Consider the following 13,871-nt stretch of genomic DNA (forward strand, 5'->3'; position numbering starts at 1 on the left):
TCTGACGAACCGTCACATGCGATGCTGTGGGCCCGATCCGGCCCGCACCGACACGAGCGCCGAAGTCTCTCGGACCGCCGACCCCCATGGCCTTCCCCACCGCAGGGCCCTCCCCTGCCCGGGCACCCCCAGGAACGGACGTGATCATGGACGCACTCTCCCGCAGGAACCTGCTGGCCGCCGGCGCGGGCGCCGCGGCCACCCTGATGGCGGGCTGCGCGAGCAGCGGCACCGGTGGGCGCCCGGCGGCTCCGCCCCGCTCCGCCGGCTCCCCCAAGCCGCCCGCCCCGGCTCTGATCGGGGACGGGTCCACCTCCGACACCGGCCCGCAGCCGCACCAGCCCGCAGCCGAGCCGCTCGGCCCCGGCGAGACGCCGCCGCAGTTCGTGGTGTTCTCCTGGGACGGCGCGGGCGAGCTGGACAACCGGCTGTTCAGCCGGTTCCGGGAGCTCGCCAAGGAGCACCGGGCCTCGATGACCTTCTTCCTCAGCGGCCTCTACCTGCTCCCCGAGTCCAAACGGGAGCTCTACCGCCCGCCGCAGCACCCGGTCGGCGCCAGCGACATCGGCTACCTCAGCGACCAGCACATCCACGACACCCTGAAGCAGCTCGGCGCCGCCTGGCTGGAGGGGCACGAGATCGGCACCCACTTCAACGGCCACTTCTGCGGTGCCGACGGCGTCGGCAGGTGGTCGCCCGAGGAGTGGGACAGCGAGATCGAGCAGGCGATGGACTTCGTCATGAAATGGAAGACCAACACCGGCTTCACCGACCTGCCCGCCCTGCCCTTCGACTACCGCAAGGAGCTGATCGGCGGCCGCACCCCCTGCCTGGAGGGCCAGCGCGCCCTGCTGCCCACCGCCGCCGAACGCGGCTGGAAGTACGACAGCAGCGGGCCCGGCGGGCTCCAGATCTGGCCGCAGAAGGTCCAGGGCGGTGCGCTGTGGGACTTCCCGCTGCAGTCCATCCCCTTTCCCGGGCACACCTTCCAGGTGCTGTCGATGGACTACAACATCATGTTCAACCAGTCCGGTGCCAACACCAGGGGCGACCGCGCGATGTACCCGGACTGGCGCACCCAGGCGCGCGACTCCTACCTGGCGGGCTTCGACCGGGCGTACACCACCAACCGGGCGCCGTACTTCATCGGCAACCACTTCGAGCAGTGGAACGGCGGCATCTACATGGACGCCGTCGAGGACGCCTTCAAGGTGATCGCCGAGCGGCCCGGGGTCCGGCTGGTGTCGTTCCGCCAGCTGGTGCACTGGCTGGAGGCGCAGGAGCCGGCGGTGCTGCGCAAGCTGCAGTCGCTCGGCCCGGGCGAGGCACCGGCCGGCGGCTGGCGGGCCTTCCTCGGCACTTCCGAGCCGGCCCCCGCCCCGGCCGTCCCCTGACACCTTCCGCCCGGGGCCGCTCCCCCGGCTCGGGCCCCGGCCCGTACCGGGGCGCGCCCCGCCCGCTCAGGCCGCGGCCCGCACCCGGCCCGAGAGCAGTGCGCCGACCAGCGCCACCCCGGTCATCACCAGGAAGATCACCGCGAACGCCGCCGCCGGCACCGGCGAGCCCTGAGCGGCCGCCACCGAGCCGCCGCCCAGGCCCGCGAAGAGCACCCCGGACAGGCCGATCAGCAGCACATTGCCCAGCGCGTCGCTCATCTGCAGCGAGGCCGAGTTGGCGCCGGCCTCCTCGGGGGCGGACAGCTTCATCATCAGCACGCTGACGCTCGCCACCGTCAGGCCCATGCCCAGCCCGCCGACGGCCCAGGCCACCGCCGCCGCCCAGGTCGGGACGGCCGGCACCAGTACCAGCGCCGCCCCCGCGATCGCCACCGCCGTCAGCGCGAAACCGAGCCGGATCATCGCCTCCCGGTGCCTCTGCACCCCCGGCCGCCCCTGCAGCCACGAACCCAGCGCCCAGGAGAGCCCCCCGCTGGTCAGGGTCAGCCCGGCCATCGTCGGGCTCAGGCCCCGCTCGGTCACCATCATCAGCGGGATGAAGGCCTCCGCCGCGAAGAACGCGCCCGCCGCCACCCCGCGCAGCAGGATCACCGTCGGCAGTCCGCGCGCCGCCCGCAGCGTGCCCGCGGGCAGCAGCCGCAGCACGGCCGGGAGCAGCAGCCCCGCCCCTGCCAGCCCCGGGACCAGCGCGATCAGGTCGAGCCGCTGGCCCGCGTACTGCAGCAGCCCCGCGCCGAGCGCGGCCATCGCCGCCAGTGCCGACCGCCGGTGGTCGAACTCCGGCCCCGGCGCGGTCTGCCGCTCACGCTGCTCCCGCTCGCTGCGCCGCAGCGCCGGACCCATCACCGCCAGCGGCAGCAGGATCAGCACCGGTACGGCCAGGAACACCCAGCGCCAGCCCAGGTGCTGGGTCACCGCCCCGGAGACCGCGGGTCCGAGGATGGACGGCAGCACCCAGGCCGCCGAGAAGGCCGCGAACACCGAGGGGCGCAGCCGCTCGGGGAAGGCCCGTCCGACCACCACGTACAGCGCGACGATCACCAGCCCGCCGCCGAGCCCCTGGATCGCCCGGCCGGCGACGAACAGCCACATGTCCGCCGCCGTCCCGGCCACCACCAGTCCGGCCCCGAACACCGCGATCCCGGAGAACAGCGGCCCCATCGGCCCCCGGCGGTCGCACCACTGGCCGGACACCACCAGCGCGAACAGCGTGCTGGTGAAGTACCCGGAGAAGGCGAAGGCGTACAGCCCGAGCCCGTCGAGCTGACGGGCCGCCACCGGCATCGCGGTGTTCACCGCCGTCGCCTCGAAGGCCAGCAGCAGCACGACCGAGACGATCCCCAGGGTCAGCGCCCGGTACGGGCCGCTGAGCACTCCTCCGGTGTCCGGATCTGCTGTCGGGATGGGTATGGACGAGGTCGCGGAGGAGGGGGCCGTGGTCATGCCCTTCATGGTAAGTGCCTATTAATCGATTTACTCCTGACCTGCGGTCCCGTGACCGCCTCCCCCATCGGTCCTAGTACTGCAATCACAGTTATGGGATGTGGCCTCGGCGTTTGTAGTGGCTGAGGCGGGCTCGGGTCTGGCTGAGACGTCGCCACCATGACCAGCGCAGATGATGCGCCGGAGTGAGGTGGTGGGGGTGGAGGATCAGGCCGATGAGGCGGCGAATCTCCGCGACAGACAGGGGTATGAGGTCGCTTTGTCCTAATCGGCAGCCCCTTTTTCCAGCTCGTGGGCGCGGATCGCGGTCAGCGCGGCGAGGGCGGCCATGGACAGGGTGATGTGCCGGTACCAGGCGTCGTAGCGGCGGACCTGGTAGTGGTCCAGGCCACACTCGTTCTTCGCGACCTGGAACGACTCCTCTATTGCCCACCTCGCCGCGGCGACCTTGACCAGGTCTTTCAACCGGGTGGCCACAGGCCCGTAGCACACGTAGTGGGCGATCTCGGTCGGGTCGCTGACCGAGCGGCGGGCCAGCACCCAGTGCCCGACGCCGTCCTCCCACACCGGGCGGATCGCCACCCTGGCCCAGTCGTAGACCCGCTCGCCATGGGAGCCCTTACCACCGGACAGGCGCTTCCAGGCCTGCCGCGGCAGCGCGGCGACCAACTCGTCGACCCGGACCTCACGCCACCGCGTCGTGATCACGGTGTCGTTGACCCTGGTGGCCAGCACATACCCGATGCCGCGCTGCTCCAGCCAGACCCGCAGGTGCTTGACCTGCCCGTAGGCCTCGTCCGCGGTCACCCACGCGAACGGCACCCCGGCGTCGATCGCGCGCTGCAGCATCCAGCGGAAGTGCTCGTTCTTCGTCGCGAACGGCACCTCATCGGGCACGCCGGCCGCCCGGCAGCGCTCGCGGTCGTCCGTCCACGAGGCCGGCAGGTACAGCTCCCGGTCGATCAGCGCGCGGCCCTTCGCCGAGGCGTAGGCCAGGAACGTGCCGATCTGGGAGTTCTCCGTCCGTCCCGCCGTCCCCGTGTACTGGCGCTGGACCCCGGCCGACCGCGTGCCCTTCTTCAGGAAGCCGGTGTCGTCGCCGATAAGGATCCCGTCCTTGGCACCGATGGTCTCCACGACGAAGTCCCGCACGTCGTCACGGACATCGTCCGCGTCCCAGTCCGCCTCGCCGAGCAGGCGTTGCATCCCGATCGGATGTCCCTCGCCCGCGCGCTCCGCGAGGGTCCACCCGTTCTTCCTCTCCAGCGGAGCGATCAGCCCTGCCATATACGTCAGGGCACGCGCACGCGGCTCCGACCTGGAAAAACGCGCAGCGAACCGCGCGTGCAGCCCGGACAGCATCTCCTGCCAGGCCTCAACCTGCCCCACCCCGAGATCCACAGACACGGCGAAACACAACCACAGCCACCGGCAGAACTCACAACCGCCCCACCCGTAACTGTGATTGCAGTACTAGGACCCTCCGCGGTCCTGGGCCGGGCACCGGCGTCAGTGCAGCACCTTCAGCCCCACCACACCGCCGAGTATCAGCACCAGACAGGTCACCCGGGCCGCCGTCACCGCGTCCCCCATGACCGCCATCCCGTACAGCGCCGTACCGATCGCGCCGATCCCCACCCACACCGCGTACCCGGTCCCGAGCGGGATGCTCCGCATCGCCAGGGCCAGTCCGCCCATGCTCAGCACCAGCGCGACCGCGAACACCAGGCTCGGCACCAGCCGCGAGAACCCCCTGGACGCCTCCAGCGCCACCGCCCACACCGTCTCCAGCACACCGGCGACGATCAGTACCACCCAGGCCATGACCCGACTCTCCTCCGCAGTAGTCGACGGCGGACCCTCATGGGCCCTGCCGCAGTACTGCGCCGTCTTGTCATTACCGGGTACGACGCGCCTCGTCCGGGGTGATCGGCTCACCTGCCCCCGACGGTAGCACAGGACGACACACAGAATTCATATTCGGATATTGACGCGGTCGGCCCGGCACCCCCTAAAATGAATTCACCGACAGGCGCTCCGGAGGATTCGGAGCCCACCCGCGACACCGCAGCACGAGAGGAGCAGGCCATGAACAGGAGGACGGCGACGGCACGGACACCCCGCCCCTGTGCCGCTCCCAGCTGTTGTCGCACCAGTTGTCAGGCCTGAGCGCTCCCCCTTCCGGCGGATTCCGCTCTGTTCACGGCCGTGTGCCCGAGTGGTTTAGGGAACCGCCTGCAAAGCGGTTTACACGGGTTCGATTCCCGTCATGGCCTCCACGCCCGAATTGCCGATCAGAGATTTCCGCCGATCGGCAGTTCGGCATTTCCTTTTCCACCGAAAGGGCTTCCCGGGAGTTCATTTCCGGCTCGCCGGTTCCAGGCGGGAACGCCCGTGGGGCGCCCTCCGACTGGAGGACGCCCCACGGCTTCGGACCGGCCGACGGCTACTCGATGACCGGCGGGTTGGCCGCCCCTCCGGTACGCCAGGTGTCCTCGTCCTCGACGAGGTAGTCCGGGCGGTGGCCGTTCTTGTTGTTGCCCTTCTTCTTGCCCGCCGCGCTGCCGGGAGCCCCGTGGGCTCCGGCCGCGCCCTGCTGGCCGGCGCGGTTCTTGCCCAGGCCCGAACCGCCCTCGGAGAAGGCCCGGCCGCTGGCACCACCAGGACGGGCACCGCCGACCGTACCGCCGGCGCGACGGACCAGGCCGGGTCCGCTCTTGCCGCCCGCGCCCTTGGCACCGGCACCACCGGCGTGCGCTCCGCCCATACCGGGCATGCCCGGACGGCCCTGGGTCGCACCGGCACCGCCGGCCGCACCGGCACCCGTGCCACCGGCCGCACCACGACCGGCGCCCGCACCGGCACCCGAGCTGCCACCCGAGCCTCCGGTCGAACCGCCGCCCAGACGGCCGCCACCGGTCGGAAGGGTGCTGCTGCTTCCGAGGCTGCCACTGCCGGGCAGGCTGAAACTACCCGGCAGCCCACCGGGCAGCCCACCGGGACCGCCGCCACCGCCGGGCTGGCCGGGGCCACCGCCACCGGGCAGCCCACCGGGGACGCCGCCACCCGGCGTCGGGAAGGTCCCCGGCGCGGGCAGGGTGCTCGTGGGCGGGAGCGAGTCGATCCCGGTGTGGCTCGGCGGCGGCAGGACCGGACTACTGGGATCGGTCGGCAGGCCCGGTATCCCCGGCCCACCCGGATGCACCGGCGTCGGCGTCCCCGGCGACGGCGGCGCCTCGAAGTGCGGGTTCGGCAGGTTCGGCTGGTTCGGGGTGTTCACCCCGGGCCCACCGCTCGGGTCCGACCAGCCGGGCCCACCGGTCCCACCGGGGTTCGGCGACGGCGGCGCTGGCATGGGCGGCATGGGAGCGGGGGCGACACCGGGCGGAGCGGGGTTGGGGGGCGGCGGCGGGAAACCCTCCTCCCCGCCGCGTCCGCCCTCGTCGGGCACCTGGAGCCAGTTGGCGGCCTGGTTGTACTGCTTGCCCACGTACTCCATGACGATGATCGCGTTCTGGTGCGCGACCTCGCCCGCCGACAGCTGGTCATAGTTCTTCTGGAGAGCGGCGGTGCGGTCCATGCCACCCGCTACGTCGGCCCTGAACTGCGCGTCGGAACGGTCTCCGAGGTCACCGACGAACTTCAGTCCGCTGTCGAGCGTGCTGGGCTCGTGGATCCCGCTCATGCTCTTGGCGGCCGACTCAAGCGCCGTACCGGCGAAGCCGATCGCATTGGAGGTGGTGCCGGCGTGAGCCGCCGTATTGGTCAGGTTGGTCTGGATCTTGCCGGCATGAGCGACGAAGGCCTGCGAGGCCGCACCCTCCCAGTTCTGGGACGCGTGCTCCACGGCCTGCTGTAGGTCGGAGGCAGCGCTGTTGAGCTCCGCCTCCACGCTCTTCCAGTGGTCGCTGACCTCCTTGAGCCGCCCCGAGTTGGAGATCTCGAGCATGTGCTTGAGATTCTTGAGGCCGTAGTTGTCGAAGTCCGTCTTGGGTCCGTTGTCCGCAGCCATCAGACTTGACCTTCCTGCTTCCGCATGGCCGCAACCTGCTGCTCGTCGTCGTTGCGGTAGGCGTCGTTGACCGTCTTGGTCTTGTTCCCGAACTCGTTGATCAGGGAGTCCAGGTCGGCGGTCGTCCTCGCCAGGAACTGCTGCAGCTGGTCATGCGCCGTGTACAGGGCCTGCGCCTCGGCGAAGTCACCGCCGAAGTCCGAACGGGCGACGACGGTGTTGTACTTGGACTTGTTGGCGGTCTGACCGAGGTTCTGCTGGAGGGCCCGCAGTCGTTTGACCACCGCCTCCAACTCGTCGATATCGACCCGGAATCCGTCGGACATACGGCTCTCTCCCCCTGGAGTGTCGATGCTTCCCCGTCTGGCACTGGCTCCGGCGGGTGGTGATGGTGTCCCAGCTAGCGGACAGCAACTCGATAGCTAGGGCGTTCGATGGTAGCGCTTGCCGAGAGAGTGCTGACACACCCTCAGCGCTGCTGGTTGCCGCCCTGCCCGTACGGGTTGTTCTGGGGCGGGTAGCCGGGCGGCGGGGCCTGGTTGCCGTAAGGCGGCTGCGGCTGGTTCGGGTACGGCGGCTGTGCCTGCTGCGGCCAGGCGGGCGGGGTTCCGTACTGCTGCTGAGCACCGTAGGGCTGGCCGCCGTACGGGGGCTGGACGAACTGGCCCTGAGCAGACTTCCGGCGGCGGGACACCGCGACGATCACCGCGATCACCACGACCAGGAGCACGATGCCGACGCCGGCGGCAGCAAGGACAAGAGTGCCCTTGGAGTGCGACGACGAACCGACGGTCTGCGGCTGTCCGGCAGATCCGGGACCCACCGTGGCCGGGGCTGATGCACCAGGCGCCTGACCGCCGCCTCCCACGTCACCCGCAGCCACAGGCTTGGCGAGCGGGCCCTGCGCCGGACCGTCGGGGATGTCCTGGGTGAGCGCCTCATACGGACGGATGATGCCGTAACCATAGTGCGGGTCGGGCAACTTGGCGCCCTGCAGCGACGACGGGACGTAGGCCGACTTCACCAGCCGGTTGGCGACCTGGCCTGCCGTCAGGTTCGGAAACTTGGCCCGGATCAGTGCGGCGGCTCCAGACACATAGGCTGTCGCGTCGGAAGTGCCGTCTCCGATGCAGTACTGGTTGCTGTTGCACGGGCCGGTACTGACGATACGGACACCAGGGGCCGAGAGCAGTACCTCCGGACCGTAGTCCGACATACTCCAAATGGTGTTGTTCTTGTCTACTGCCCCGACCGTCAACACGCCTGGTTCGTCCGCCGGCGAGGCCACCGGCCCGCCTTCGTTGCCTGCGGCGACGACCACGAGGACGTCGTTCTTGGCGGCATACGCAACCGCATCCGCCATCTTCGGGTTCCGGATGGGGCTGCCCAGCGAGAGGTTGATCACCTTGGCCTTGTGATCAACGGCCCACTTAATGTCCTCGGGGACGTAGTCGGTGTCCTGCGCCGTCGACTTGTAGATCGGAAGAATCTTGGCACCCGGCGCCAGACCGACGGCGCCATCCCCGTTGCCGTGACCGTGCGCGGCGATCAGACCGGCCATCGCGGTGCCGTGGGAGTCCGTGGGATGAGTGTCACGCCCCTGGCCGCTCGGGTCGTATCCCGGAAGCAGTTGCCCCGACAGGTCGGGATGACTCGGGTCCACTCCACTGTCGATGACAGCGACGATGACCCCGTCGCCCTTGCTGACCGACCAGACCTTGTTGAGGTCGAACTCCTGGTTCGGCCACTGCCCGTCGCGGACGTAGTCCGCGCTCGCGACCGGTGCGGTCGTCAGAAACAGACCCGCGGCCAGTGTCGTGGCGCCGAGTGCGCGCATGGTCCTGCTGAGCGTCATCGCTTCCCCGTCACCCCGTCAGTAGACATCCGGTGCATCCGTCCGTACCGCCGTGAGTACAAGCGGACAGCCAATCGATCGTATCGCTCGACAGGTCGGCACGGGCAGGACCCCACGCCCCTGCACGGCTTCTGCACGCCGGAGTTGACCCGTCGCGGACAACGCCGCCGAGGGTGCGGACCCGCACCGGGCCCGCCGCCCTCACCCGACGATGGCGTCCTCCGGCAGGATCGGCAGCCGTCCCACCGGAAGCCCGGTGGCGGCCCGCACCGCCGCCGCCACCGCCGCGGGCGCGACCACCGCGGGCACCGCACTGACGGCCTTGGCGCCGAAGGTGGCGACCACGTCGCGCTCCTCCAGCAGGGCGGCGATCCGGATGTCCGGGGTGTCCAGGGCGGTGGGCAGGCGGTAGCCGGTGAGGGAGGCGTTGAGGATGCGGCCGTTCTCGGTACGGAGGTTCTCCAGGAGGGCCAGACCGACGCCGTGGGCCACGGCGGCCTCGATGCGGTCCTCGATCTGGCGCGGGTTCAGGACACGGCCCACGTCCTGGGCGACCGTCACATCGACGACCCGGACCGCGCCCAGTTCGATGTCGACGTCCACCACGGCCCGCATGGCGCAGAAGGCGATGGAGACGAAGGCGTCGCCCTGGCCCGACTCGTCCAGCGGTTCGGTCGGGTGGGGGCGGCACTGGGCGGTGGCCCAGAGCTCCTTGCCCTCCAGGGCCTCGCTGACAGGCATGCCCAGGACGCCGTCGTAGGAGGTGATCTTTCCGTCGGCGATCGTGAGCAGCTCGACCGACATGCCGAAGTTGGCGGCGATCGGCTGGAGTAGCTGGTGACGGACCATCAGGGCGGCCCGCTCGACCGCGCCGCCCGAGACCCAGGTGTGCCGTCCCCGCGCGGACGGGCCCGCGACCGACTGGTCGCTGTCGACCGGCGCGATGTAGACCTCGGAGACGCCGAGTACCGACTGCACGATCTGGCGGGCCAGGGTGGCGAAGCCCTGGCCGACGTCCACCGCCGCGCAGATCACGGTCGCGTGGTTGCCGCTGACCCGGACGGTGGCGGTGGAGACCTCGTCCTCGCCCTCCGCACCGAGCATGTGCACCATGCCGACCGCGTACCCGATGCCGCGCCGGACGGCGGACGGGTCGCCCGCGCCGCCGGGACCGCCGGGGAGCAGCCAGTCGGCCTCGGGGTCGTCCAGCGGCAGGGCGGGCAGCGGGGACTCGGCGATCGCGTCCAGCAGGGCGGTGACCGGCGCCGGGCAGGTGACGGCCTGTCCGGTGGGCATCGGGTCGCCGGTGGCCATGGCGTTGCGGCGGCGGATCTCCAGCGGGTCGATGCCCAGCTGCACGGCGAGCTGGTCGAGCTGGGACTCGTACGCGAAGCAGGTCTGCAGGGCGCCCTCGCCGCGCATCCGGCCGGCCGGCGGGTTGTTGGTGCGCATGGCCCAGGCGTCCACGAAGACGTTCGGGCAGACGTACGGGCCGACCGAGAAGGCCGCGGCGGCGGCCAGCGCCTCGGCGGAGACGTCGGCGTACGCGCCGCCGTCCAGCAGGATCTGCGCCTCGACCTTGACCAGCCTGCCCTCGGCGTCCGCGTGGTGGCGGTAGCGCAGCAGGGCCGGGTGGCGGCTGGTGTGGGCGTGGAAGGACTCCTCGCGGGTGAGGACCATCTTCACGGGGCGGCCGGTGCGCAGCGCGAGCAGGGCCAGGGTGACCTGGAAGGAGAGGTCCTCGCGGTCGCTGGTGGCACCGGGGACTCCGGTGACGACCAGTCGGACCCGGTCGGGTTCCAGGCCCAGGCAGGCGGCCGTGCGGTCGCGGTCGCCGTGCGGGTCGGTGGAGGAGAGGTGGAGCTCGACGCCGCCGTCCGGCCTGGGCACGGCCAGTCCGGCCTCGCAGCCGAGCGGGGCCGGGTCCTGGCGGCCGACCTGGTAGAGGCCCTCGACGACGACCTCGCCGACGGCCTCCGGGTCACCGGTGCGCAGCGGGAGGTGCCGGAAGAGGTTGCCCTCGGGGTGCAGCGGCGGGACGTTGAAGGACTGCTCGGGGTCGGTGACCGCCTCCAGCGGCTCGTACTCGACCACGATCGAGGCGGCGGCGAGGCGGGCGGTGTCGGGGTGGTCGGCGGCGACGGCGGCGATCGGTTCGCCGTGGTGGCGCACCACGCCGCAGGCCAGGATCGGCCGGTCGGCGGCGACCGGTCCGGACGGCGCGCCGTCGGGGATCCCCTCGGGGCCCGGCGGCAGGTCGGCCGCGGTGACCACGGCGTGCACACCGGGGAGGGCGAGCGCGGGGGCGGTGTCGATGGCGACGATCCGCGCGTGCGGGTGCGGCGAGCGCAGTACGGCGCCCCAGAGCAGCCCCTCGGCCCACAGGTCGGCGGCGTAGGGGTAGATGCCGAGCGCCTTGGGAAGGGCGTCGGTGCGCAGGGCAGGGCTGCCCAGGCCGAAGGGCTCGGCGTCCTTCGGCTCCTCGGGACCGGCCGCGGGCAGGTCGGTGGGCGAGGAGATGTCGGTCGGCGAACTCATGCGTGGTCGTCCTCGCGGATGCCGTGGGCGGGGGTGCTGCCGTCGTGGCCCTCGTAGACGGGGGCGGCCTCCGCGAAGGGGATGCCGTGAACGGTGCCGTCGTAGCCCTCGTAGACGGGGGCGCCCTCCACGAAGGGGATGCCGTGGACGGGGGTGCTGCCGTCGTGTCCCTCGTAGACGGGGGCGGCCTCCGCGAAGGGGTTGCCGTGGGCGGGAGCCGGGACGTACGGGGTGCCGTGCGCGGGCGTGCTCTCGTAGAGCGGGCCGTCCACCGCCGCGCCGTGGACGGGGGCGGCCTCGAAGTGGCTCTGGCCGTAGGAGGTGTCGTACGCCGCGTCGTAGGGGCCCGCGTACGAGGACTGGGCCTCGTAACCGGGGGTCTCGTAGCCGGAGGCCTCGTAACCGGGGTCGTACGGCGTGCCGTGCGGCGGCGTGGCGGTGTAGCCGGGGTACGGCTCGTAGACACCGGTCTGGTGGGCGCCGGCCGTCCCGTAGTCGATGCCGATCCCGGTGCCGGCGGTGGTGGGTTCGACCGGGTACGGGGCCTCGATCCAGGCCTCGGAGTCGGCGTAGACCGGCAGCTCACCGGTCTGCGCGGGCAGGTCGGCCGCGGGCTGGGCGGACTCCGGCTGCGCGGGCATCGGCTGAGTGGGCACCGGCTGCGCGGTCCCGGTGTCCTGGACAGTGGCCGGGACGGGCTCGGCGGGCGGCGCGGTGGTGGCCGGGTCCGGTTCGGCCACCGCCGCCGGTGCCTCGGCGGCTGCCGCGGCCTCGTCCTCGGTGAGCTCCTCCTCGGCGCCGCGCGCCTCGGCGACCGCCTGCACGGCGGCGAGGACGCCCCGGTAGCCGGTGCAGCGGCAGAGGTTGCCGCAGAGTGCCTGGCGGGCCTCGATCTCACTGGGCCGGTGGTTGCGCTGGAGCAGGTCGTGCACGGCCATGGCCAGGCCCGGGGTGCAGTAGCCGCACTGGACGGCGCCCGAGTCGGCGAGCGCCTGCTGGACGTCGCTGGCGACGCCACCCGCCGACAGGCCCTCGACCGTGGCGATCTCGCTGTCGGAGGCGAGCGCGGCGGGCACCAGGCAGCCCGCCACCAGCTGACCGTCCACCAGCACCGAGCAGGCACCGCACTCGCCCTGCTCGCAGCCGTCCTTGGCCCCGGCCAGACCGAGGCGCTCGCGCAGCACGTAGAGCAGGCTCTCACCGATCCAGGCGTCGGTGACGGGCCGTTCGAAGCCGTTGACCCGCAGGGTGTACGAGGCGCAGGGCCGGCCGTTGCCGCCGAATTCCACCGGGCCGGGGCCGAGTGGGTCGGTGCCCAGCGGATCGGCGCTCAGCAGATCGGTGCCCAGCGGGTCGGGCACAGCCGCACCGGCTCCCGCAGCGTCGGATCCGACCGAGCCGGAGTCGATCGGGTCTGTCGTCGTCACTTCAGCGCCCTTCCCAGTGCCCGTCGGGCCAGCACCGATACGGTACGCCGCAGCCGTGCGGCCACCACGCCCGGCCCCTCCGGGCCACTGTCCAGAGCGCCCTCGGGGATGCAGGCCGCGGCCACGTACTCGCCGAAGGCGGCGGCCGCCGCCGGGTCGATCGGGACCAGGCCCTCCTCGCCCCTGGCGTCCCAGTCGATGCAGCCGGCGACCCAGGCCTCGGCCTCCAGCGGCCGCAGCGGTACGGGGGCGACGGCGCCGACCGCGCAGCGCACCGCGCGCCGGGCGGGGTCGAGGACCAGGGCGACGGAGGCGGTGGCGCGGGCGGGACCGCTGCGGTTGGTGGCCTTGAGGAAGACCTGCGGGGCGTGCAGCAGCGGGACCCGGACCCAGGTGAGCAGTTCGCCGGGGCGCAGCGGGTCCAGCCCGGTGAGCAGGTGGCTGATCGGGACCTCGCGGGTGCCGCCCGCACTGGCCAGGGTGGCGGTCGCCTCCAGGACCGTGAGGACGGGGAGGGTGTCGCCGGCGGACGCGCCGGAGGCGATGTTGCCGCCCAGCGTGCCCACGTTGCGCACCTGCGGGGGACCGGCGGTGCGGGCCGCGTCGGCGAGGGCGGGGATGAGCGCGGCGAAGTCGGGGCGGTCCATCCGGGCGTGGGTGAGGCCGGCGCCCAGGACCGCGGTGCCGCCGTCCTCGTAGCGCCAGCCGCGAAGCTCGTTGATCCGGCCGAGGCCGATCAGCGCGGCCGGGCGGAGCCGTCCGGCGTTGACCGCCTCCATCAGGTCGGTGGCCCCGGCCACCGGCACCGCGCCGGGGGTGACTGCCAGCGCCTCCACGGCCTCGTCGAGCGAGGCCGGCAGCATGATCGTCCGGTTCACCAGGATTCCACCGTGCTCCACTTGCTCATCGAACTGCCTGCCCTCCCCCGACTTCTCCGGACGGAGGAAGCACCGGGCGGCCTCCGGCCGGGGTCTCGGCCCCATCGGCAGTGCGGCCTGGCCCGTAGGGTACGGGCGATCGGTGCGGGTTGGGCAACTCTGGCACACAAAGCGCGGTGATCATTTCCCGGCCGGCGCGGGCAAGCAGGCGGATTCCCGGACGAATCCGGCCGGAGTCCGTCGCGATGCCGTCCGAACGGG

At 72.0% G+C, this 13,871-nt stretch carries 10 protein-coding genes, 1 tRNA gene and 1 riboswitch; of the genes, 2 read left to right on the plus strand and 9 right to left on the minus strand.

Annotated features, from left to right (window positions below):
* The first annotated feature begins 146 nt into the window (after positions 1-146).
* Positions 147-1,394: a polysaccharide deacetylase family protein gene (locus tag ACSMTC_RS13815; RefSeq protein ID WP_436559987.1), complete on the plus strand. Its 1,248-nt coding sequence runs from the start codon at positions 147-149 to the stop codon at positions 1,392-1,394.
* A 66-nt stretch (positions 1,395-1,460) separates the two neighbouring features.
* Here the strand turns inward: ACSMTC_RS13815 and ACSMTC_RS13820 are convergent, their stop codons facing one another.
* From ACSMTC_RS13820 to ACSMTC_RS13830, 3 genes are all read right to left on the minus strand, one after another.
* Complete coding sequence (locus ACSMTC_RS13820) at positions 1,461-2,900, minus strand: MFS transporter (protein WP_436559988.1); 1,440 nt, start codon at positions 2,898-2,900, stop codon at positions 1,461-1,463.
* A gap of 264 nt (positions 2,901-3,164) precedes the next feature.
* Positions 3,165-4,262 (minus strand): IS701 family transposase, encoded by a 1,098-nt coding sequence (locus ACSMTC_RS13825; protein WP_436564625.1) that lies wholly within the window; start codon positions 4,260-4,262, stop codon positions 3,165-3,167.
* A gap of 147 nt (positions 4,263-4,409) precedes the next feature.
* Positions 4,410-4,724: a DMT family transporter gene (locus ACSMTC_RS13830; protein WP_436559989.1), complete on the minus strand. Its 315-nt coding sequence runs from the start codon at positions 4,722-4,724 to the stop codon at positions 4,410-4,412.
* 56 nt (positions 4,725-4,780) lie between these two features.
* Positions 4,781-4,844: riboswitch (guanidine-III (ykkC-III) riboswitch) on the minus strand.
* A gap of 260 nt (positions 4,845-5,104) precedes the next feature.
* Here ACSMTC_RS13830 and ACSMTC_RS13835 point away from each other — a divergent pair.
* Positions 5,105-5,179, plus strand: a tRNA-Cys gene (locus tag ACSMTC_RS13835).
* Between the two features lie 167 nt (positions 5,180-5,346).
* On the opposite strand, the gene ACSMTC_RS13840 is transcribed toward ACSMTC_RS13835, so the two are convergent.
* The 6 genes from ACSMTC_RS13840 to ACSMTC_RS13865 all read right to left on the minus strand — a co-directional run bounded on the left by ACSMTC_RS13840 (position 5,347) and on the right by ACSMTC_RS13865 (position 13,595).
* Positions 5,347-6,912: a WXG100 family type VII secretion target gene (locus ACSMTC_RS13840; protein WP_436559990.1), complete on the minus strand. Its 1,566-nt coding sequence runs from the start codon at positions 6,910-6,912 to the stop codon at positions 5,347-5,349.
* Positions 6,912-7,238: a hypothetical protein gene (locus ACSMTC_RS13845; RefSeq protein WP_436559991.1), complete on the minus strand. Its 327-nt coding sequence runs from the start codon at positions 7,236-7,238 to the stop codon at positions 6,912-6,914. Before ACSMTC_RS13845 ends, ACSMTC_RS13840 begins: the two co-directional genes overlap by 1 nt.
* 143 nt (positions 7,239-7,381) lie before the next feature.
* Positions 7,382-8,767 carry a S8 family serine peptidase gene (locus ACSMTC_RS13850; RefSeq protein ID WP_436559992.1) on the minus strand — a complete coding sequence of 462 codons (1,386 nt, stop codon included), beginning with the start codon at positions 8,765-8,767 and terminating at the stop codon, positions 7,382-7,384.
* A gap of 201 nt (positions 8,768-8,968) precedes the next feature.
* Complete coding sequence (locus ACSMTC_RS13855; protein ID WP_436559993.1) at positions 8,969-11,305, minus strand: xanthine dehydrogenase family protein molybdopterin-binding subunit; 2,337 nt, start codon at positions 11,303-11,305, stop codon at positions 8,969-8,971.
* Complete coding sequence (locus ACSMTC_RS13860; protein WP_436559994.1) at positions 11,302-12,732, minus strand: (2Fe-2S)-binding protein; 1,431 nt, start codon at positions 12,730-12,732, stop codon at positions 11,302-11,304. Before ACSMTC_RS13860 ends, ACSMTC_RS13855 begins: the two co-directional genes overlap by 4 nt.
* A complete protein-coding gene (locus ACSMTC_RS13865) occupies positions 12,729-13,595 on the minus strand; it encodes an FAD binding domain-containing protein (protein ID WP_436564678.1) in 867 nt (288 codons plus the stop codon). Before ACSMTC_RS13865 ends, ACSMTC_RS13860 begins: the two co-directional genes overlap by 4 nt.
* Positions 13,596-13,871: the final 276 nt, after the last annotated feature.

Origin of the sequence: Kitasatospora sp. HPM-01-4 (genome assembly GCF_051374625.1) — a bacterium.
In the GTDB taxonomy this organism is placed as follows: domain Bacteria; phylum Actinomycetota; class Actinomycetes; order Streptomycetales; family Streptomycetaceae; genus Kitasatospora.